At 40.3% G+C, this 22,100-nt stretch carries 17 protein-coding genes and 3 pseudogenes; 5 read left to right on the top strand and 15 right to left on the bottom strand.

Translation table 11 applies throughout. The features are described from left to right. Window positions 1-119: 119 nt before the first annotated feature. The gene (locus B9T24_RS15455) at window positions 120-611 is read left to right on the top strand and encodes a flavin reductase (protein ID WP_086166608.1); all 492 of its coding nucleotides are present in this window, start codon (window positions 120-122) and stop codon (window positions 609-611) included. Between the two features lie 45 nt (window positions 612-656). Beyond that, window positions 657-1,457 carry a sulfite exporter TauE/SafE family protein gene (locus B9T24_RS15450; protein ID WP_086166607.1) on the top strand — a complete coding sequence of 267 codons (801 nt, stop codon included), beginning with the start codon at window positions 657-659 and terminating at the stop codon, window positions 1,455-1,457. Between the two features lie 379 nt (window positions 1,458-1,836). Here B9T24_RS15450 and B9T24_RS15445 read toward each other — a convergent pair whose 3' ends face one another. Both B9T24_RS15445 and B9T24_RS15440 read right to left on the bottom strand, forming a co-directional pair. Then, the gene (locus tag B9T24_RS15445) at window positions 1,837-2,535 is read right to left on the bottom strand and encodes a DUF1826 domain-containing protein (RefSeq protein ID WP_086166606.1); all 699 of its coding nucleotides are present in this window, start codon (window positions 2,533-2,535) and stop codon (window positions 1,837-1,839) included. Between the two features lie 134 nt (window positions 2,536-2,669). Next, window positions 2,670-6,158 (bottom strand): indolepyruvate ferredoxin oxidoreductase family protein, encoded by a 3,489-nt coding sequence (locus B9T24_RS15440; RefSeq protein ID WP_086166605.1) that lies wholly within the window; start codon window positions 6,156-6,158, stop codon window positions 2,670-2,672. Window positions 6,159-6,360: 202 nt separating this feature from the next. On the opposite strand from B9T24_RS15440, the gene B9T24_RS15435 reads away from it, so the two are divergent. Next, window positions 6,361-7,299, top strand: coding sequence for a LysR family transcriptional regulator (locus tag B9T24_RS15435; protein WP_086166604.1), 939 nt, complete (start codon window positions 6,361-6,363; stop codon window positions 7,297-7,299). A gap of 696 nt (window positions 7,300-7,995) precedes the next feature. Here the strand turns inward: B9T24_RS15435 and B9T24_RS15430 are convergent. Then, window positions 7,996-8,379, bottom strand: coding sequence for a MarR family winged helix-turn-helix transcriptional regulator (locus tag B9T24_RS15430; protein WP_213032955.1), 384 nt, complete (start codon window positions 8,377-8,379; stop codon window positions 7,996-7,998). Between the two features lie 160 nt (window positions 8,380-8,539). Here B9T24_RS15430 and B9T24_RS15425 point away from each other — a divergent pair, with 160 nt between their 5' ends. After that, entirely contained in the window at window positions 8,540-8,986 is a 447-nt protein-coding gene (locus B9T24_RS15425) for a MaoC family dehydratase (RefSeq protein WP_086166602.1), read from the top strand. 133 nt (window positions 8,987-9,119) lie between these two features. On the opposite strand, the pseudogene B9T24_RS15420 reads toward B9T24_RS15425, so the two are convergent. Continuing rightward, window positions 9,120-9,569, bottom strand: a pseudogene (locus B9T24_RS15420) (FAD-dependent monooxygenase); the annotation flags it as partial. Here B9T24_RS15420 and B9T24_RS15415 point away from each other — a divergent pair. Then, window positions 9,564-9,887 (top strand): annotated as a pseudogene (locus B9T24_RS15415) (IclR family transcriptional regulator domain-containing protein); the annotation flags it as partial. The pseudogenes B9T24_RS15420 and B9T24_RS15415 overlap by 6 nt on opposite strands. Window positions 9,888-9,974: 87 nt before the next feature. On the opposite strand, the gene B9T24_RS15410 reads toward B9T24_RS15415, so the two are convergent. The 11 genes and pseudogenes from B9T24_RS15410 to B9T24_RS15360 form a co-directional block, all read right to left on the bottom strand. After that, window positions 9,975-12,404: a glucose/quinate/shikimate family membrane-bound PQQ-dependent dehydrogenase gene (locus B9T24_RS15410; protein WP_086166601.1), complete on the bottom strand. Its 2,430-nt coding sequence runs from the start codon at window positions 12,402-12,404 to the stop codon at window positions 9,975-9,977. Window positions 12,405-12,579: 175 nt separating this feature from the next. Beyond that, on the bottom strand, window positions 12,580-13,899 hold the full coding sequence (locus B9T24_RS15405) for a carbohydrate porin (protein ID WP_086166600.1): 1,320 nt from the start codon (window positions 13,897-13,899) through the stop codon (window positions 12,580-12,582). Between the two features lie 64 nt (window positions 13,900-13,963). Beyond that, complete coding sequence (locus B9T24_RS15400; protein ID WP_086166599.1) at window positions 13,964-15,424, bottom strand: right-handed parallel beta-helix repeat-containing protein; 1,461 nt, start codon at window positions 15,422-15,424, stop codon at window positions 13,964-13,966. 21 nt (window positions 15,425-15,445) lie between these two features. Further along, window positions 15,446-16,255, bottom strand: coding sequence for a type I 3-dehydroquinate dehydratase (aroD, locus tag B9T24_RS15395; protein WP_416224365.1), 810 nt, complete (start codon window positions 16,253-16,255; stop codon window positions 15,446-15,448). A 123-nt stretch (window positions 16,256-16,378) separates the two neighbouring features. Continuing rightward, the gene (gene pcaG, locus B9T24_RS15390; protein WP_086166597.1) at window positions 16,379-17,008 is read right to left on the bottom strand and encodes a protocatechuate 3,4-dioxygenase subunit alpha; all 630 of its coding nucleotides are present in this window, start codon (window positions 17,006-17,008) and stop codon (window positions 16,379-16,381) included. A gap of 17 nt (window positions 17,009-17,025) precedes the next feature. Then, window positions 17,026-17,751, bottom strand: a complete 726-nt coding sequence (gene pcaH, locus B9T24_RS15385; RefSeq protein WP_086166596.1) for a protocatechuate 3,4-dioxygenase subunit beta — start codon at window positions 17,749-17,751, stop codon at window positions 17,026-17,028. A gap of 21 nt (window positions 17,752-17,772) precedes the next feature. Further along, a complete protein-coding gene (gene pcaC / locus B9T24_RS15380; RefSeq protein WP_086166595.1) occupies window positions 17,773-18,180 on the bottom strand; it encodes a 4-carboxymuconolactone decarboxylase in 408 nt (135 codons plus the stop codon). 12 nt (window positions 18,181-18,192) lie between these two features. Beyond that, the gene (locus B9T24_RS15375) at window positions 18,193-19,548 is read right to left on the bottom strand and encodes an MFS transporter (protein WP_086166594.1); all 1,356 of its coding nucleotides are present in this window, start codon (window positions 19,546-19,548) and stop codon (window positions 18,193-18,195) included. A gap of 39 nt (window positions 19,549-19,587) precedes the next feature. Beyond that, complete coding sequence (pcaD, locus tag B9T24_RS15370) at window positions 19,588-20,376, bottom strand: 3-oxoadipate enol-lactonase (RefSeq protein ID WP_086166593.1); 789 nt, start codon at window positions 20,374-20,376, stop codon at window positions 19,588-19,590. After that, window positions 20,373-21,731 carry a 3-carboxy-cis,cis-muconate cycloisomerase gene (pcaB, locus tag B9T24_RS15365; RefSeq protein ID WP_086166592.1) on the bottom strand — a complete coding sequence of 453 codons (1,359 nt, stop codon included), beginning with the start codon at window positions 21,729-21,731 and terminating at the stop codon, window positions 20,373-20,375. The genes pcaD and pcaB overlap by 4 nt, the downstream gene beginning before the upstream one ends. 19 nt (window positions 21,732-21,750) lie before the next feature. Then, window positions 21,751-22,100, bottom strand: a pseudogene (locus tag B9T24_RS15360) (acetyl-CoA C-acyltransferase); the annotation flags it as partial.

The following is a 22,100-nucleotide window of genomic DNA, read 5'->3' as shown; positions in this document are numbered from 1 at the left end:
AGTGTTTTACTCCGAACTCACTCAGATCAGAACTCATTCAGATGCTATGCCAGTGTAACGAAATTACGCGGTATAGCGAAGTATCAAAAAAAGATACGGTGCAATTTAGGAACAAAGTGATGATTCAAGCAACAGACTTTAAAAATGCAATGTCTTTGTTAACAAGTGCGGTCAATGTTGTTACCACAGCAGGGGTGTCTGGTCGTTATGGATTCACTGCATCTGCTGTATGTAGTGTCACGGATACACCGCCGACATTATTGGTTTGTATGAATAAAGCATCTAGGTCGCATGAACATTTTATAGAAAATAAAATTTTAACTGTAAATGTTTTAGGCGCAGATCATCAGCATATTTCTAACGTATTTGCATCTAAAATGAGTTCAGAAGAGCGTTTTCAATATGGACGTTGGACAGAATTAGAAACTGGTGCACCCGTTTTAGAGGATGCTTTGGTGAGTTTTGATTGTGAGATTGAACACATTCAAGAAGTCGGAACGCATAGTATTTTCATGTGTCGTGTTGCCGCGATTCAGCAAAGTGAACAGGATCAAAGTCTAGTTTATTTTAATCGCGCTTATCATCAGGTGGGGCAAGTTGAAACTGCCTAAAGTAACTTTTCAATTCATATCAATTCTTAAGCAAGTAAATATATCGTGGAATTAATTATTTTCTTAGCCATAGGCGCATTAGCAGGATTTACTGCTGGGCTTTTTGGTGTTGGTGGTGGGCTTATTATCGTACCACTTTTATATGTGGTCTTTACGCAAATGGGTTATGACCCTGAAGTCGTGATGCATTTAGCTTTAGGTACTTCGTTAGCGACCATTATTGTGACATCGATAAGTTCATTGATGGCGCATCATAAAAATGGAGCTGTATTATGGTCGGTATTCAAAAATTTAGCACCGGGTTTGGTTTTGGGTGCATTTTTGGGGGCTGGTGTTGCGGGATTATTATCGAGTGCTAAGTTGCAGTTAATTATTGGCTTATTTGCAATTTGGGTTGCATATAAGATGTTTGATGGTGCAAAAAAGGCAGTAGATCAGAATAAAGTACTTCCACCGGCGACTAAACAAGTATTTGCAGGTACGGGGATAGGAGTGGCTTCTGCAATTTTTGGGATTGGAGGAGGGAGTTTAACAGTACCTTATCTAAATCATTATGGTGTGGTCATGCAAAAAGCTGTTGGAACATCAGCAGCATGTGGTTTGCCAATTGCAGTCGCTGGTGCGCTAGGCTTTATATTTTTTGGGGTACAAGACAAGGTTTTGGTCTCAAACAGTATTGGCTATGTTCATATTTATGCTTTTTTTGGCATAAGCTCAATGAGTTTTTTTACAGCGAAGTTAGGTGCTAAAGTGGCACATGCCTTATCACCACAGATGTTGAAAAAATGCTTTGCTGTATTGTTGCTTATCGTAGGATGCTTTTTCCTTTTTAAAGGAATACTTTAAAATATATTCAGTTAATTCCTATGATAAAAAGCTCACTATATGTGTAATGCTGATTAGTTAAGCCTTTTTAAATCCTCCCCTTGCGCAGCAATGCTGCTCACCTTTTTCAAAGGAGGGAGTATTAGAATCTAAAATTATTTTAAATTCTCAAGAGTTCCCCCTCTTTTTCCTTGCGCCATATATGGCTCAGGGTTGGGGGAGATTCTTAGATGAGTAACTACTAAATTAGGCTTAACTGATCAGCATTAATTCAATATGGGCTTTTACATTTTTGGTCGTAACATCTTAGTTAGATAGTTAAGCCATTTAATAAATAAACAGATATAACATCCAAATTTTATAGCGATCAAATTCAATAATTTATATATCGAATAAATATTTAACAAATCAATAGCAGTCTATACTCACCATCCTTTTCAACAGGTGCTCTATGCACACAGGGCAAAACCTGTTGTGTTGGATGATCTACCGCTAAACGCCAAAGATGTCCTGAGCCTAAATTCACAGGTTTTGCATTGGGTTTAGGCTGATAGTGCAGATCAAAGAAATAGTCTTCTAGGAACGTTTCAAATTCGTCTTCTGGGCCATCATGTAATTGTTTAAGCTTTTCCCTGATCTCGGGAATTAAAATCTTTTGCTCTACCTGATCATTGGGCACGATATCGCTTGCAGCGCCGTGATAGGTGCATAAGAACGTATCTGTTTCGATGGGTGAGCGATCAATATGATAAGAATATACATCTGTTGAAATGAAATCTAGCTCATCATCACGTTCATAACTTTTTAGTAGGTTAAGCGTAGGGGATGCGCCAAAATTAGTTAATAGCTGTATATCTTTTAAGATAATTTCTCGTGCAAAATGACCGTTTTCTGAAAGTTGTAGTGCTAAAAGATCTTCAATAGAAACTTCTGTAATATTTTCTTTTAACTCAAGTTTAGTCACAATTTCTTTAAAATCACCAACCAAATTTCTATTCCAGCAAATAGCATTCATATCTGCTTGAAAATTGGAATTTACAAGTTCAGAGAACGTGGAAACCACGCCAATTTGAGTGTTGTTAGAAAATGGATTTTTCATAATCAGTAGTGGATCACGTGCTATTCATTAGAATACTTTAATTTAACATAGTTCGGTTGTGCGATATTCAAAGATCATTTTGCCAACGATTACGATGGATCGTAGAATAGAAAACTCATCATCTTTAGATAAACCTATTTCCTAGATGAATGTTCTTTATGAAGACTCAATGAAAGCTCATCCCACCGTTGTATCGCTGTTTCCATCGCTTGCATTTTGACATGACCAAAACCTCGTACATCTGCTGGTAATTGAGCGATTTGCTTAGCAACAGATAAGTCATAATTTTCAGGTTTAGAAATGACTGCTTTGACAAATGCGATATAACGATCACGCCAAGCCTGTTCTCTTTGACGTTCTTGCTGTAAAGCAAATGGATCAAGGAACGTTTCTCTAAGCCACTGTAGACGAGCAAGAATCATCATCGGAATACGCATCCAATATCCGAAAGCACGTTTGCGTATGGCGCTATGAGTACCCAAAGCAGGAGGTGCTAAGTGATAGGTTAAACGTAGACCTTGACCAAACTGCGTTTCAATCGATTGTTTAAAGCTTTTTCCTGTAAGTAAGCGCGCAACTTCGTATTCATCTTTATACGCCATGACTCTATATAGCTGTGTCGCAATTGTTCCAGCGAGTTCTTCTGGCAATACTTTGGCAGCTTGTTCTACAAGAGTTCGATACTGCGTTGCATAATCTTGATTCCAATACTCGACCAGACGCGCAGAACGATCTTTAACGAGTTCAGCCAACGTGGTTGGTTTACGCGTTTTTGGTGTCGTTGCAATAATGCGTTTGGCTAAGTCAGGGTCACTCATTAAATGACAGCCGATACGGAAAGCTTCAAGGTTTTTTTCAGTTGCCGTACCATTCAGATGGATTGCCTGCTCAATACTTTCACGCTTCAACGGAATCTGACCTGATTGCCAAGCCATGCCAAGTAATATCTGATTTGCAAAGATCGCATCACCCAGCACTTGTGTGGCAATACGTGTTGCAGGTAAAGATACGAGTTTTCCTTGTGTAGTTCGACTACGAAGTCGATGAATCAAATCTGTAATTGGCGCATACCAATCACGAGACTCAAGGAAATCAGAAGTAGGGGAACCATCCTCATTGACGATGACAACAGCATCAGCTTTTAAACGTGAAAGTGCAGCATTACTGCCTGCGACAATGGCATCTGCACCAATTAAAAGATCACATTGACCCGCAGGGATTTTGGTTGCAGAGATTTGATCATCTTCTGTAGCGAGTTGTATATAGGAATAAACCGTACCACCTTTTTGAGCCAGTCCAGCCATGTCCATAATACGTGCAGCTTTACCCTCCAAATGAGCAGCCATTCCAAGTAAAGCACCTGCTGTAACCACGCCTGTACCGCCAACACCACCAACCATAATACGGATGGGTTGTTGATCAAGCTCAGGAAAGAGTGGTTTTTCTGGCCAGCCAGCGTCTATACCTTTAAATATCTCTGGGCGTTTCATATCACGGGTATGTACTGTCACAAAACTTGGACAGAAGCCCTCCACACAAGAGAAGTCTTTGTTACAACTGCTTTGATTGATTTGACGTTTCGTTCCTAACGCTGTTTCAACGGGTTCAATCGATAAACAGTTCGATTGCTTAGAACAGTCACCGCAACCTTCACAGATTTCACTATTGATAAAAACTCGCTCTGCAATATCGGGATAAGCATTACGTTTACGGCGACGACGTTTTTCACTGGCACAGGTTTGAACATAAATTAATGCAGTAACCCCAGAAATCTCACGTAATTTGCGTTGCACATCATCTAGCTCATTTCTGTGGTAAATCTCCACGTGAGCAGCAATACCTTCTTCGGCATGAATCAACTCAGGTTCATCCATGACAATCACTTGTTTTGTGATTCCTTCAGCATTCAATTGTCGGGTTAACTGTGCCACGCTGAGATGACCATCGACATGCTGCCCACCCGTCATTGCAACTGCGTCGTTATAGAGAATTTTGTAGGTCATATTGAGTTTTGCCGCGATTGCTTGGCGTATTGCAAGATAACCTGAATGGAAATACGTTCCATCACCTAGATTGGCAAAAATATGCTTTTCATTGGTGAAATGGGAAGCGCCAGCCCAACTCACGCCTTCACCACCCATTTGCGAGAAAGTTTCTGTACCATGATTCAGTGAGACAGCAATAAAATGACAACCGATGCCACCTAATGCACGACTACCTTCTGGTAATACTGTTGAGGAATTGTGAGGGCAGCCACTACAAAAGAAAGGTTTGCGTTCTGCAATATCTAGAACACGCCGTGACGCTTGCTCTGCTTTTTCTAACAACTCAACTCTATTTTGAATTTGCGTTTTTAAACTTTCTGGAAGATCTAATTTTAAGAATCGAGCGGCCAACATTTTTGCAATAGGTTCAGGTTGGAACTCATAGTGACCAATCAAAGGCGCTTCATCAATAGATGTGCTCCATTCACCCTTTCCATCACTCGCTTTGCCGATGATACGAGGGCGTTTGCCATCTGGAAGCGCATAGAGTTCATCTTTAATTTGTGCTTCAAGGATTGGGCGTTTTTCTTCAACAACGATTAGTTCTTCTAAACCTTCGGCAAATTCATGCAGACCTTGCGGTTCTAAGGGCCAAATTAAAGCAACTTGATACACTCTTAGTCCGAGCTGTTGCGCCGTTTCACCTTCAATTCCGAGAATACGTAATGCCTCAATGGTATCTAAATAACCTTTACCACTTGCTACAATACCAATACGCGCATCAGCACAATGCCATGTCACCTGATTCAGTTTATTTTCACGTGCATAAGCCAATACAGCGGGTAAGCGATATTGATAAAGACGTTGTTCTTGTTGAATGCCATGATCGGGCCAACGAATGTTGACACCATCTTCTGGCATTTGAACATTTTTGGGTAAAACAGGGGTGACTCGATCTAAATCTACATGCACAGAAGCAGAGGTTTCAACGATTTCACTGACTAACTTCATCGACGTCCATACACCAGCAAAACGTGACATGGCGACCGCATGAACACCTAAATCTAGAATGTGTTGTATTGAAGTCGGGTAAAAGATTGGAATGCCACAACCGATCATCACGTGTTCGGACTGGTGTGGAATACTCGACGATTTACAAGAATGGTCATCACCAAAGAAGGCAACCACACCGCCTCGTTCTGCTGTTCCTGCAAGGTTGGCATGACGCAGAACATCTCCAGAACGATCTACCCCCGGGCCTTTGCCATACCACCAAGCAGTCACACCATCATATTTACCTTGACCTGCGAGATTGGCTTGTTGAGTACCCCAAATTGCAGTAGCCGCGAGATCTTCATTTACGCCAGGTTGAAAAACAACATGATGGTCTTTGAGTATGCCTTCAACTTGCCAGAGAAAATTATCATAATTCCCAACAGGGGAACCACGATAACCTGAGATAAAACCAGCAGTATGATAACCGTTTAAAGTATCCCGCCGTGTTTGCGCAAGTGGTAAACGCACCAATGCCTGAATACCTGTCATGTAAGCAGTACCGTCATCACTGAGATATTTATCTTCAAGTGATACATCCTTTGTTGGAATTTTATTTGGCGTAAATTTTGTTGCTATATTCATTTATGTCTCCTTAGAATCTTGTAGTTCGAGCTACTTTCTTATTTCAACATCCAGTTGAATATTTGGAGTAAATGACACACTTGGATAAAGATTGATCAGTTCATTTAAGACAGTAGAACAGTTCAATGTATGTACATTAATGTCATTGTGGGTGATCCAGACTGGTGCAACAATGCGTAATTAAGAAAAACATATTTACGTTATGCGCAAAAATCTTGATGGTGGATTACTCCATGCAATGCATGCTTTCCTAAAAGTCATTGATAGTGGCAGCTTTACGGCTGCCGCAGAGCAGATGGAACTGACAACAGCGCAAGTGTCCCGACTCATTAGCGAGTTAGAAGGGCGTTTAGGAACAAAATTACTACAACGATCTACGAGACAGCACGCGTTGACCGATATTGGTGCAACTTATGCAGAGCAATGCCGTCAAGTGCTGGCAATGGTGGGAGAGGCCGAAGCTCAAGCAATGGGAATGGCAAGTAAACCGCAGGGACGGTTACGTGTTTTGAGTATGGCAAGTTTTGGTCATCATTATGTGTCTCCGATGCTGGCCGAGTTCTGTCAAACCTATCCAGAGCTTACGGTTGAATACCGTACTTCGCAGAATGTACCAGACCTTTTAGGTAAAGGAATTGACGTAAGTTTATATCTCACGGAATCTTTGGCTGACTCAAGATTTGTTGCTCGTCGAATTGGGACAATATTTTCATTACTTTGCGCATCACCAGCCTATTTAGAAAAATATGGCGAACCGAAATCATTAGATGATCTACAAAAACACGCGTGTTTAAGATTGGTTAACCCATCTATTACACCGCAATGGCATCTCGTGAGTGAAAATAGTTGTTCGTATCAAATCGATATTACAGGGCCATTGATTGCAGATACACCAGAACTATTACTGGACATGGTGCAGCAAGACATGGGCATCGCATTGCTTCCAACCTTTGCTGTGATTGAGGCTGTACGTACTGGGCGATTGCGTCGCGTCTTAGCAGATTGGAGATCACCTGATATTGGTGTTTATACCTTACTACCATCACGTAATTTTATTGATGCTAAAACAAGAGCATGGTTAACGTGGGTTGAGCAGCATATTTCGCCTAAAATTCAGAGTGATACAGACTATTTTTTATAATTCCAATTTACTATTAAGATCATTAAGGCAAACATTAAATAATAAAAAAGTAGATTTGCCACTGTCAGCTATGATAGATCAAAGGGTGTTTTAACCAAGGCTGATTATGTGTACATGCGCGATCTACTGGAGACTGCGCTAGAACAATTACAAAATTCAGAAATAGATCGTTTAAAACAATTCTTTATTAAATTCGATCATCATGTTGATCGTATGAGATAGCGCGTCGGATTTAGGCATAACGTATATTATGTTACTTAGCTTACTCGGCATCGTGAATAAACTTGTCCAGATTCACGATGCCGAGCTGTGGCAACAACTGAGGTTGTGTAGGCCACAGTCTTGGATATGTTATTTAACATAATATACATTATACGAAATAACACTTAAGTATTTAATATATAAAACAATATTTTACTGTATTTTCATTTATAAAAAGTGCCATGACCTTGTTTAGTTGTTACTTGGATAATGCTTTACCAGTCTTTGGATCTATCATTTCATCTTTGCTTGGTTCAATGCCTATAACAAATAAGATTTATCTGGTTTACGCTTCTAAGTAATTTATTTAATGTTGATTTAGGCTCAATGAACTAATAATGATCTAACACAAAATGCGTGAAGCTAAAGCGCATACATCTACCTTTGAAATTGCTATTCATGCGCCGTGGCACTGATGTTAGATGTTTGAAATTTTTATTTATCAGTATCCAATGCAATTAATGCTTCATTAATTAAAGTATGTAGTGCTTGCACCTTATCTAATCCCATTAAATGATTCATTTTCTGCTGTGCATTTTCCCAGTAAACATAGGCTTCGTTTCTTTTTTCGCGACCTAAATCGGTAATTGAAATTTCACGACTGCGTTCATCCTGCCCTTTTTCCAAAGCTAAAAAGCCATGCGATACCATCACCTGAATATTACGTGTCAATGTTGAATTATCTAATCTCATCATATTGGATAATTCTGTCGGACGAATAGTTCCGACTTTATATACAGTATTAAGCAAAGCATATTGTGTGGTTTTTAAACCAACATGGCTTAATTCAGTATCATAATGACGGGATAACTCACGCATTAATTTCCTGACTTTATAACTGGTACAGCTTTGTCTTAATTCTTCTTTTATTTCTTTCATATTGAAATTTACTAAAATGTTGTATATACAATAGTTGTATATACAAATATATTCAATCATTTTATACAATTTTAAATGTTTCTAGACAAGGAAAGAAAACGTGACTCAACTTTTTTTAGATGATTTATACGTAGGACAAAAATTTGTCAGTGAATCTTATGCTTTAAGTGAAGAAAAAATTATTCAATATGCTCAGGAATTTGATCCTCAAATCTTTCATTTAGATCCTGTTGCGGCAGAAGATACTTTTTTTAAAGGCTTGGCTGCAAGTGGATGGCATACTGCTGCTATTACTATGCGACTACTAGTCAACAGTTTAAATTTACATCATGGCATTATTGGAGCTGGTGGAGATCTTGTTTGGCCCCAACCCACGCGAGCGACTGATATTTTATCGGTTGAATCAGAAATTATTGAAATTAAACCCTCGAAATCAAAACCAAATCAGGCACTGGTGACCTTTAAGTGTGAAACTAAAAATCAACATGCTGAAGCAGTGCAAATATTACATCCCAAATTAATCGCTTTTAAAAAAATATCAATTTAAGGAAACCTAAGTTTTATTGATTCATATAAATATTTATTTCTTCAAAAAAAATTATTTTTCAAAATCAATTTTGTTAAGTACAAGAATAAAAAAACCAGATTATTACTGTTTTTTTTATTCATACAAAGTTAAATCAACTTACCTTTTTTAATTCTTCAAACGCTTTGAGTTCATAAGGAAGTCCAACATAGTTTTCAGCTAAAGTTGTTTGCCCTGCTTCTGAGCCAAGAATATAGGTTAATTCAGCATGTTTGATTTTTAAATCAAACTCACTTTCATTTTCAAACCGATGTAATAAATTTGTCATCCACCAAGAAAAATGCTCAGCTTTCCATACCCGTTTTAGGCATTTTTCAGAGTATTCATCAATACCTTGCTTAGAAGCATTTAAGTAATTCAATTAATGCACTAGATAAATATGCAATATCAGAAGCTGCTAGATTTAACCCTTTTGCACCAGTTGGTGGAACAATATGTGCGGCATCACCTGCTAAAATAAGTTTCCAAAACGCATTGGCTCGGTTACAAAACTGCGTAAAGGCGCAATACTTTTTTCAATTGAAGGTCCTGTAACTAAATGCTCGCATCTTTAAATCAAGAAGAACAAAAAAGTTGGTTCAATAAATATTGTTTAAAACGTTTAACCCCTTTTACGCTCCAAGATGAATCGGTATTTTATCAAGCGCTTAATCACGTGACTCAGCAAAATTATTGCTTATCAAAAGAAGAACACGAACTTGGGGTTATTGCAATTGCTGTACCAGTGTTAGATCGTCAAGGTAAAACCATTGCAGCATTGAACTGTATGTCACAAGTTAACCGTGTTACAGAGGAATATCTTATTCAGAGTATTTTACCTTTACTTCAAAATACGGCTTATGAAATTAGAGCAATGATTTAATACAGTGGTCAATCATCAACAAAAATGCCTGCCAGTATTAAACCAACAGGCATTGATTAGGATAAATTCTTTTATAGCATTAATACATTACTTATCTAAAGCATATGCAATCACGTAATCACCATGATCAGGAGACTGACGTGCACCACCAGCAGAAATGACAACATACTGTTTTCCAGTTTTAGGCGAAATATAACTCATAGGTGTACCTTGGCTACCGACGGGTAAGCGTGATTTCCAAAGTTCTTGACCATTTGAAGAGTTAAATGCTCTTAAGTAGTAATCTTGCGTTGCTGCAAAAAATACTAAACCACCTTGAGTTGCCATTGGGCCGCCAATCGTTGGCATACCAATCGGTGCTTTTAAGCCCATTTTAATTCCCATCGGCCCCGTATCTTGTACTGTGCCTAAAGGAACTTGCCATGCAATTTGACGAGTCGTCATATCAATTGCCGTCATTGTTCCAAATGGCGGTTTTTGACACGGAATACCCAAAACGGACATAAAGCGATTTTTATTTACTTTATATGGTGTACCTTTCATCGGTACAGCACCCATACCCGTATTCACTTTCTCTCCACCATTGGCTTGAATTTTAAGGTCTTCTGGAGTCTGTTTAATAAGTTGAATCCATAACCCTAAACGCATGTCATTGACAAACATATAACGGTGCGTCGGATCAAAGGCTATGCTGCCCCAGTTCATACCACCTAATGAACCTGGGAAACTTAGTGCTACATCTGTGCCAGGTGCTGTAAATAAACCATCATAGCGCATTGATTTAAAGTTAATACGACACATCAGTTGATCAAATGGTGTCGCGCCCCACATATCGGACTCAGTTAATGTCTGATTACCAATTTGTGGCATTTCAACTGAACGTGGTTGTGTCGCACTGTATTGTTCATCTGGAATATCCGCAGCTTTTACCGGTTGCTCAACAACTTTGGTCAAAGGTTTTCCCGTTAAACGATCAAGTACAAAGAACTGCCCTGACTTGGTTCCAATCACAACAGCAGGTTTTGTTGTTCCATCTTTCATTGGAAAATCAACTAAACTCGGTTGCATTGGTAAGTCAAAATCCCACAGATCATTATGTACCGTTTGATAGACCCATTTTTCTTTCCCCGTGGTGGCATCAAGGGCCAATATCGAAGAATTATATTTATGATCAATCGGTTGACGATTACCACCCCAAACATCCACAGATGAACTGCCCATTGGCAAAAATACTGTATTCATTTGTGGATCATAAGACATTGCAGCCCAAGAGTTCGCAGAACTACGCTTGTAAATTTCACCAGCTTTGAGCACATAATTAGGATCTGGATTACGTGGATCAAATGCCCAACGTAATTTACCTGTAATGACATCGTATGCACGAATAACACCACCCGGCATATCTGCTGCAACATTATCTGCAATACGGCTACCAATTACGATAGTTGTACCTGCAATAGTCGGTGCTGATGTCACCTCAAAACGAGGTGCTTTAGTTCCATCTCCTAAGCCTACAAGTAAATCGACAGTTCCATCGACACCAAAGTCTTTACAGCGTTCACCTGTATCCGCATTGACTGCAATTAAGCGTCCATCGGGTGTATTGGTATAGACTCGACGTGGACAAGCTGTATTTGCTGCAACTGTTGTTACAGGAGTCGCACCCGCTAAAGTTGGTTGTACCAAAGGCTGCGTAGCATCAAAATAGGCTACTCCACGACAACGCTCCCATGCATCAGCTTTGGAATTAACTTCTGCTTTCCAAATTTGTTTCCCAGAATCTGTATCTAAAGCAATAATGTTGTTATGCGGTGTACAAACAAAAACTTTATCCCCAACTTGTAAAGGTGTGGTTTGATCTTCTGCACCATTTCCCGTACCTGTCGTCAAATCACCTGTTTGAAAACGCCAAACTTCTTTTAAATCTTTAACATTATTTCGGTTAATTTGATCTAGGGCAGCAAAACGACTACCACCAGTATCATTACCATAGTGCTGCCAATTGACTTGCTGTTTATCTGCATTAACTGGAATAAGGGGTAATTCTTGACCCGAAGCAGCCACCGTCGGATGAGGTTGAAACATTTGATAAAAAGCAATCAACATACCAATAACGACAACTGTTGCACCTGTATAAGCGGGTGCAACCAAGCTACTTTGTGCTTGATAACGACGAATAGTGGGTAAAGTAAACAATAACGCTGCAAAGACACCCGCAGGGAACATCAGTCTGGAAAAAAGTGCCCAGAAGTCCCAACCTGCATCAAACCATGCCCAAACAAGGGTGCCTACAAATACAAGCGCAAATAACCACACACCGAATGCTTTTTTTCTAAAAACAAAAAATGCTGATGCTGTGGTCAGCAATCCAGCAATAAAGAAATACCATGAACCACCCAAACTAATGAGTTTTCCACCACCAATCAAATAAAATAAGCCCGTCAATAACAAGGCTAAGCCAAGTATAAAACACCATATTTTGAATATGGGTTGAGACTTAGAATGAGGTTCAGACATACATCTTACTCCAAGTATTGTGAGTTTAAATGATCACACCCTCTCCTTTGAGCATCATTTTCAATCACGGATAATGTGTTGCTGTCGCAATAGATTTGCTTGAGCAATTTAAAAAATGTTTAAATCCAAAGTGCTTTATTATTTAGATTTTAAGCACTTTGGATTTTGTGTACTGTTAAAAATTAACGCGCATACTTAATCCTGCAACCCATGCATCATCGACTTCTTTGACACCTGCCGGTTGATGAATATATTGAAGATTTGGACGTAACATGACTGCTGGAGACCATTGATAGGTATAGTTTAATTCAACGTTTAATTCATCCCGTTGAATTGGTGTATAGTCACTGGAAAATGCGTCATAGCGGTCATAACCTCGACTTTGATTGGTGGCAATTTGTCGGTCTTGCACACGTTCATTGACCACATAATTCGCCAAACCAAAACCAACGGAGTCATTTGGACGATTCTCTAAAGGCCCCTTGTACCAAAGTGCGATCTGTTGAGTACTTTGAACTGTCGTGGTGGCTTTATCATTAATCACACCATTAAAACTGACATATAAACCGCGTTTTGGATCTGCACCCTGCTGAATTAATTGTTGCTGAGCATTCAGCCAAAAGCTTTGTTTCCCGTCATGGACTTTGCCTGTTGTTTTGACATCTTTGGCTTCAGCTGTTGAATACAATGCACCGAGTTTATATTCCCCCGGCAAACCATCAAACATGCTCAGTTTTGGTTTCCATGCCAGTTCGACTGGAATCGTGGCACCTTCAACATTATTCATATCAAGGTTAAAACCATCGCTGTCTGATTGAGTTTTCACATTGTCTGGATTGACTTCATAAACACCTAATCCTAATGTCCATTCTGGTGCAAATTGATATTTAACATTTGCACCCCATAAACCGACAGGCCAGTTGTACCAAATTGAACCAATTGATTTACCTAACTGACCGCCACAAAGCAGTAAATTTTGAAATTCACACTGTGAACTATTGAAGTCATCAGACATGCCCATACGTCCAATTTTGAACTGAACCGTATTGTCTGCAAATCCTGTTTTGACCCAAGCTTGCGTTAAGCGCCAAATTTTTCCACGACCATAAATTTCTTGCGTATTGCCCAAAGCGCTGCTTCGCGGGTCTTTAATACGTTCTAGCGTAAGTGAATTACCATCTCGCTTAGTCATCATGATTGCTGCTGTCGTGTTTTCCCAACCTGCAATTTTGTTGAAGTCAAAAGTCGCACCGAGCGTTAACTGCCCTGCATTTTCCAAGGTATTGTCATCGTTATAACCACCTGCCAAATTGGTTGCCGCCTGACTCATAATGGATGTCGTAAATTTATAACCCTGATCTTCAAGTTGCTTACGCTCCCCATTCCAGTCACCGAGTAACCACTGACGATCTTGTGACCAAAAGTCATTTGCACTGGCAAATTGACTACCCAACAGAGCGACTGACAAAAGGCTTAATTTAAAAAAGTGTTGCATAACGAAATATCCCTTTTCTGTTTGGAAAACTCACGCCATGTGAGTTTTCCACGTTTTAATTGTTTTATTTAATGCGTACTGCTGGACTAAGTTCAGAAGTTGCGCCTAAGTGATTGATCAAAGTCGCTGTTACTGTTGCTAAAGCAGTAACAGGCTTCCAAGATGCCTGTGCTTTTCCTTCAGCATTGGTGGTAATCACTTGTGAGCCAAGATATTGTTCAGCTTCTTGAGCATTCGATTGACTGTTCGCAAAGAATTCTAATTGATAGCGTTGGTTCGGCTGAGCCTTAACCTCTGCAATCACTTGTCCCTTACTGAAACTTAATTTAGGTGCTTGAATCGCTTGATTTGGAACGGCATTACAGCCTTGTTCATTTGGCTGAGTACAGGTTTTTTGTAGTTTTGCCGCTTCAATGACCACACCACCACCACGAGAACCAACAAAATCTGCATGTTCTAGTGCAGGAACAGCAAAGATGACTGCGCCTAAACGTTGATTCGGTACGCAAGAACCACCTGCCTCACAACGCTTAATATCTTTGCCATTATTCCAAATTAAGTTTTTTGTTAATGTGGTACGTGCATTGGCATCTTTTTCTGAACGAATAGCCACACCGACACGATTACCATGCACTTTATTGCTGTCAAAAATATTACCGTCACCAGTTAAATTAAAGCCAATCGAGTTGTTGGTCAGTTCGTTATAGGCAATGTAATTACGTTTACCCCAGTTAATTTGCAAACCATCTGAATAATTTTCAAATTTATTACCCACAACGGCATTGTCATTGCCCCACAAAATTTCAATGCCTTGTGATGGCTCTGGATTGGCTTTAGTTGAAGTAAACAGATTGTTTGCGACAAGGTTAAATGCTGCACCGCGTGTCAACTCTAAACCATCACCGTTATCCACAAACAGGTTATCCAGTACTTTGTTATTGTTGGTCGTAGTTGAAGTTGGATTGCCCTTACCATCATCACCAGTCAGCATGACCCCTGAACCGCCATAGTTATTACTAATACGGTTATGCTGAATCAGATTGTTGCTTGAACGGTTGACGAGAACACCAATACAGAAACGGTGAATGTCCAAACCTTTTAAGGTCACGCCATTGACGTCTTGTAGAACCAAACCCGGTAAAGTCGTAGTACGCACATTGGTTCCATACTGTTCAGGGTTTGCACCTGGACAAGCTTTAGCACCTTCACCTTGAATATAATTTGAACCATCAATGGCAATAAACTCACCCGTTTTGTCCCATTGTGTGCCAATAATTTTGACCGATGATTTAATAGGCGGCAATGGTTTATCTGCCTTAATAATGTACGGTGCTTTACCCACGGCTTGAATTAAGATTTCATTTTCTTGAGCTGTATTTGTATTGGATTGCTCTATTGCCCAACGTAATGAACCTTTAGCACTATCATCTTGATAACGATCGACAATATAGGTTTCTGCGGCTGCAAATCCAGAACTTACTAATCCTAAAGTCAGTGCTGTTAAACGTAGTGAAGCTAATTTCATGGCGATATCCTTGTCCAAAAATTAAGGGGTTGGCTGAACGGTTTTTAAAAATTGTTTTAATTGAGCGACATCAATTTGACCGGGTGCAGAGGCTTCACCAATCATGCCAAAACTCATACTGCCGCCCATGTTGGCTGTTGCAATACGAGAAATCGTGCCTAGGCGTCCCATCGACATGGTCAATAATGGCTTTTTACTTTTCTGACTGACATTGAGCGTTGCATTCATTAAGGTGAATACATCTTGTTTAGACTTGGGCATCACTGCAATTTTGAGGATGTCTGCACCCATTTGATCTTGTTTTAATAAGCGTTGTTCAATGTCTTGTTGAGTTGGGGTTTTATCAAAATCGTGGTTTGACATAATCACCAAGACATTTTTTTGATGCGCACGTTGGGTGAGTTTTTCTACGCGGGATTGATCACGAAACATTTCAATATCCAGCAACTGCATAAAAGGTTGCTTTAAATATTCGCTATAGATTTTTTCATATTCAGCGTCGGAAACCTTCAGTTTTCCGCCTTCATTGGCTGTACGAATTGTGGCAATTAACGGTTTATTTTTCAGAACTTGATTGAGCTCTTTGCCAAGTGCAATTACCGCTTTAGTGTCGGATGCAAAATCTAATAGATCAATACGAAATTCAGCCATATCCGCATTTGGATTTTCAGCAATCATTTGCGCTTGTTCTAAGGCTTGTTGCTTGGTTTTTGCAGTAATCGGTACAATGGTTTTGACGGGAAATTCGCCAATGTTCAAATTTTTAACGTGATAAATTGCAGGAGAAATATATTTATTTACAGATTCGGCCTGTGCTGCAACAAAAGCCATTGAAATAGATGCTGCTAAACAGAGTTGTTTCGCAAATTGATTTAGATTCATCATTATTCTTCCTTGTGAGTCGGCAGTGCTCAAATCACGACTGCCGAATATCCTAAAATAGCTTTTGCTCGATTAAATATCTAAGAAAACGGTTTCTTTCTCGCCTTGAATATAAATATCAAAACGATAAACCACTTCACCATTGCGCTCTTCACGTTTAGCAATTAAGGTTTGACGACGCGGTTCCCATTCAATGCTGTTAAGTACTGGATCTTGAGCATTGGCATCACTTTCATCTTCAAAATACACACGGGTATTTAAGCCGGTGTTAATGCCACGAGCGAAAATAATCAAGTTAATGTGTGGTGCTTGAGTTGATGCCTTACGACCCGGAACAGTCCCCGGTTTAATGGTGTCAAAATGCCAAATTCCTGTTTTAAAGTCAGCACCTGCACGTCCCCAACCATGGAAATTAACGTCTGCTACTTTGTCTTGGAAATCTGCTTGGCTTGGATAAACGCCGTTGGCATCGGCTTGCCAAATTTCAACTAAAACATCACGTAAAGGTACGCCAATACCATCAAAAACTTGACCTTCTAAACGGATGCGTTGACCTTGCGGATTATTTTTAACCAGATCGTTATTAAAGTTATTTTCAAAAACTTCAATGCCGGCCTGTTTAGGCAATAAGCCAATATGTACATAAGGCCCACCTGTTTGTGATGGCGTCTCATGTAATTCTTCAAAATTCCAACCTTTCATTTTTTATACTCCATCCATTAATGTAGTTCGTTTTCGAAGTAAGTCGCTCGACGACCACGTAAGGTGATGTCAAAGCGATAACAGCGGCTATCTGCCTCAATAAAATTGCTTTTATCTTCTAAAGCAATGAGTGCGCGACGTTGTTCTTCTGATGGAATGGTTTTCAAGATTGGACATGAATCAATCAGGGTGTCACCTTCAAAATAGAATTGTGAAATTAAGCGTTGTGCCCAACCATCAGCAATCAGTGAAAAGTGAATATGTGCGGGTCGCCATTCATTAATACGATTACGCCAAGGATACGGACCCGGTTTAATGGTACGGAAAATATAGAAGCCATTTTCGTCGGTCATCATGCGACCGCAACCGCCAAAGTTTGGATCGAGTGAACCAATAAATTGGTCATTTGGATGACGATAGCGCCCAGAAGCATTGGCTTGCCAAACTTCAAGTAACGCATTCTTAACAGGACGACCAAATTGATCACGGACATAACCATGTACGATCACACGTTCACCCACAGGCAAACCTTCTTTGGCACAATTTAAAATTAAATCATTATCTTTCGGCCCAAATTGGTCAGCCGAAAAATGTGGTGCAGTGACTTCTGAAACGGTTTCACCAATCGCAATCAATGCATTTTTCGGTGAACGTAACACACTGGTCTTATAGCCTGGCGTATGTGCTGGCGGATGGTCATCGGTATTACGCTGTGCGTAAGCTCCCCAAATAATTTGAGACATTTGATCTCTCCCTTAAATACCTTATTGGTCTTTCACAATTTTTTTGGCCGCTATACCCATTTCTTCAAAAATCTCTTCAGCCATATGCATGGCTGCATTGGCAGCAGGTAAACCTGCATATAAAGAAGAATGAATAAAGAGTTCTTTTAAATCGTCTTTGGTCACGCCATTGTTGAAACACGCACGAATATGCATACGTAATTCATCGTTACGTCCAAGTGCGAGCAAAATCGCAATCGTCACTAAACTACGGGTATGACGTGGCATACCTGGGCGTGACCACACTTCACCCCAAGCAAAACGACTAATAAAATTTTGAAAATCTTCATTAAAATCATTTAAATTTTCTAAAGATCGCCCGACATGCTTTTCGCCTAATACTTCAGTACGAACTTGTATGCCTTGTGTATAACGTTCTTCGTCATTCATGATGAATACCTCTTAAGTTGCATCTGTATGGGCAACAAATGATTTAATAAGAATGGCAAGTGCAGCAGCTGTCGCTGGAATCAGTAACATGCTCAGAATTGAACTGAACGACCAATCATTACCCAGTAAAACTGCGCCAATCCATGCACCAAATACAGCACCAAAACGACCGATACCAGACATCCATGCCACACCTGTTGCGCGACATTGGGTTGGATAGAAACGCGTGCTCAAGACTGGCATTGCGGATTGCGCACCATTCACTGCCATACCTGCACATAAAATAAAGATGGCCAGTAAGGTTGGGCTAGCAAGGCTTTGACTTACGATAAAAGCGAAAATACCCGCTGCAAAATAGAAACCAGCAATGATCCTGTTTGGATTAAAACGATCCATTGCCCAGCCGACAAACAATGCGCTGAGCACACCACCGAACTGGAATAACCCACCAATAAATGCAGCGCGTTCCATCGTGGCACCAGTTTCACGCATCAACGTTGGTAACCAACTGGTGAGTAAATAAATGATGACCAGACCCATAAAATAGGTAAACCACAACAAGAAGGTTCCTTTGGCATACTGTTTTGAAAACAGGATTCCAAATACACCTTTTTTTGCCGTATTTTCGTTCTTTTCTTCTGGTACATAAAATTCTGTTGCATGTACGGCTTGCTCAGGGGCAATACGCGTCAGGATTTTTTTAACTTGGGTTGCTTTATTGCCTTTCAAAATGAGGTAACGGTACGATTCTGGTAAAAAGAAAACCACCACCAACATTAAAATAAGCGGTGACCAGCCACCGACTAAAAACAGGCTATGCCAACCATAGTTTGGAATCAGCCAACTACTGAAAAAACCACCCACTGCCATGCCTAAGTTATAACCGCAGAACATACAGGTCACTAACAATGAACGGCTGCGTGCAGGACAATATTCAGAAAACAAAGTGGTTGCATTCGGCATGGCAGCGCCTAAGCCAATACCCGTTAAAAAGCGAAAAACAACCAAACTATCTAGATCCGTTGCATAGGCACAGGCTAAGGTAAAGCCACCAAAAATCAGCATTGAAATTGCTAATACGATTTTTCGTCCAAAACGGTCAGCCATGGGGCCTGAAAATAAAGCACCAAAAATCATCCCACCCAAAGCTGCGCTCATTACTGGACCGAGCTGTGAACGATCAATGCCCCAATCTTGAGCAAGTGCAGGTGCAATAAAACCCATTGCTGCGGTATCAATACCATCGACAAAAACAATCAGAAAACAGACGGCTGCAATAAGCCATTGATATTTGCTTATTGGCGATTGATTAATTAATGCTTGCGCATCCATTCCTGATTTATGCGTATAACTATCCTGAGACGCCATTGTTGCCTCCTTAAGGCCAAATCCTTTTTGTTAATTACTCTATTGATTTTTCTCGATAAATCTCTCTAGCACTTGGCTGAATTCATCGGGGCATTCAATATTCGATAAATGAGATGCGGCTAAAATTGCAATCTCACCCTTCAGTACGTGTTCTTTAATTAATTCACCATCTTCTACTGTGGTTACAGGGTCTTTCGAACCACAAATAATTAAAGTTGGAATTTTGAGTTGAGGTAATTCATGACGAACATCTGCATATGCTAAAGCTCGACAAGCATTTGCATACCCTTTCGCTTGGGTGGTCGCTAGGCTTTGGATCGTTTGTTGTGCCAAAGCATTATGTTGATAATCAAATTTGTCACTAAACCAGCGGCTATGTGTTGTTTTCACTAAATCAGCCAAACCATTTTGTTCAACGGCATCCGCACGGCTAATCCATGCATCGGCTTGGCCAATTTTTGCAGCAGAATTTGCAACTGTAATGCTATTAAAACGATGAGCCGCATTTAAACCTAACCACAGCGCAGTAATTCCTCCCATAGAAATGCCACAAAAATGGGCCTTTTCTATATTTAAAGCATCCATAATGTCGATCACATCTTCGCCTAAATTGGCTAAGGTTGTGTTGTCAATAACATCACTTTTGCCATGACCACGCGTGTCATAACGCACAACTTTATATTTATCTTTAAAATATGTGGCTTGTGGATCCCACATGCCTTTATCTGTACCTAAAGAATTAGACAGGATAATGACCGGCAAATTTTCAGATCCATCAACCTGTATAGATAAAGTTTTTCCTTGTCGGTTGGTGATAATGTTATTCACTTTGCCTCTCCTTTTGCTTCTTTAAGCACAGCATCAATCTGATCCTGAATATTGCCTAAATAAGATTCAGGTTTAAAAATAAGTGTTAATTCATCTGCACTGAAATACTGTTTCACTTCTACAAATGAACTTACGATATCTTGTAAATGACTTTGCTCAGCAACGGCTTGTTTACAGGCTTTTTCAACAAAATGATGTGCATTTAAACGCCCCATTTTCGGTGCGAGTGCCATCATCACAGCTTCAGCCATAATCAACCCTTGTGTCGTCTCTATATTGCGCTGCATGTTTTTACTATTGACTTCTAAACCTTGCAGCACTTCAACTGTACGTTGTAATGCACCTGCACAAAGCTGAAAAATCTCAGGTAAAGCCAACCATTCTGCATGCCAAGCACCTAAGCTACGTTCATGTTCTTGAACCATACTTTGATACATACTCGACATGAGTGCAGGTACACGATTGGCTGCTGCCAATATTGAAGCTGCGGCAACGGGATTGCGCTTATGTGGCATGGTGGATGAACCACCACGCCCTTTTGCTGTAGGTTCAAATACTTCTGCAATTTCAGTTTGCATCATCAATGACCAATCACGCGCCATTTTCCCCGTATTTCCCACGACAATGGCAAGAAAGCCTGCGATTTCGATAATACGATCTCGTTCTCCATGCCAAGTACAGGTTGGAACACTCAGGTTCAGTTGCGCGGCATAAGCGTCTACAACCTTTGAACCTTGATCCAGTAGTGATGCCAATGAACCCACTGCACCACCGAGTTGAGCGGTAAGTACACGTGTTTTCATTTGCTCTAAACGATCTAAATCACGTTTAAAACCACTTGCCCAACGTGCAGCTTTATGTCCAAAAGTAATGGGTAATGCTTGTTGCAACCAAGTGCGTCCTATCATCACTTCAGCGCGATATTCTTCTGCAAGTTCAAGTGATGCTGCATATGCATGTCGCAATTGAAATTCCACAATGTCTAAAGCATCTCGCGCTTGTAAAATACACGCCGTATCCAGAATATCTTGACTGGTTGCCCCCCAATGCACATAGCGGGAAGCATCTTCGTCAATGGCTTTTACTGCTGCTGTAAACTGCTTTACAAATGGAATTGCGATATTTCCAGCAAGTCCTGTCGCTATTGCAAGGTTTTCAAAATCAATCGCTTGAATACCTTGAGTATTTGCAACATCTGCAATGATTGCGGCAGCAGACTCAGGAATTACGCCAACTTGCGCTTGTGCTTTCGCCAAAGCCACTTCAGCCTGAATCATGTACTTAAGCAAAGCATGATCACTGAAAATTTCAGTCATATCTGCTTGGTAAAATAAACTCGCATATAAGTGGCTCATAAGACGACAATCCTTTGACTTAAACGCGTTGAATAATGAGCGCGATGCCTTGACCGACGCCAATACACATTGAACACAAGGCGTATGTTCCACCTGTGGCTTCAAGTTGGTTCAGTGCTGTAGTGACCAAACGCGCACCCGATGCACCGAGTGGATGACCCAGAGCAATTGCACCCCCATTGGGATTGACTTGTGTCGAACCATCGGCAATGCCTAAATCACGTGTTACTGCTAAGGCTTGTGCGGCAAAAGCTTCATTCAGTTCAATCACATCCATTTGCTCAAGGGTTAAACCGGTTTGCGCCAAGAGTTTTTTGATTGCAGGTGCAGGTGCAAAGCCCATAATGCGCGGTTCAACACCGACTGTGG

Source organism: Acinetobacter sp. ANC 4654 (assembly GCF_002135425.1).
GTDB lineage: Bacteria > Pseudomonadota > Gammaproteobacteria > Pseudomonadales > Moraxellaceae > Acinetobacter > Acinetobacter kyonggiensis.
Note: the sequence above shows the minus strand (reverse complement) of the source record. Positions and strands in the feature narration are given on the sequence as shown.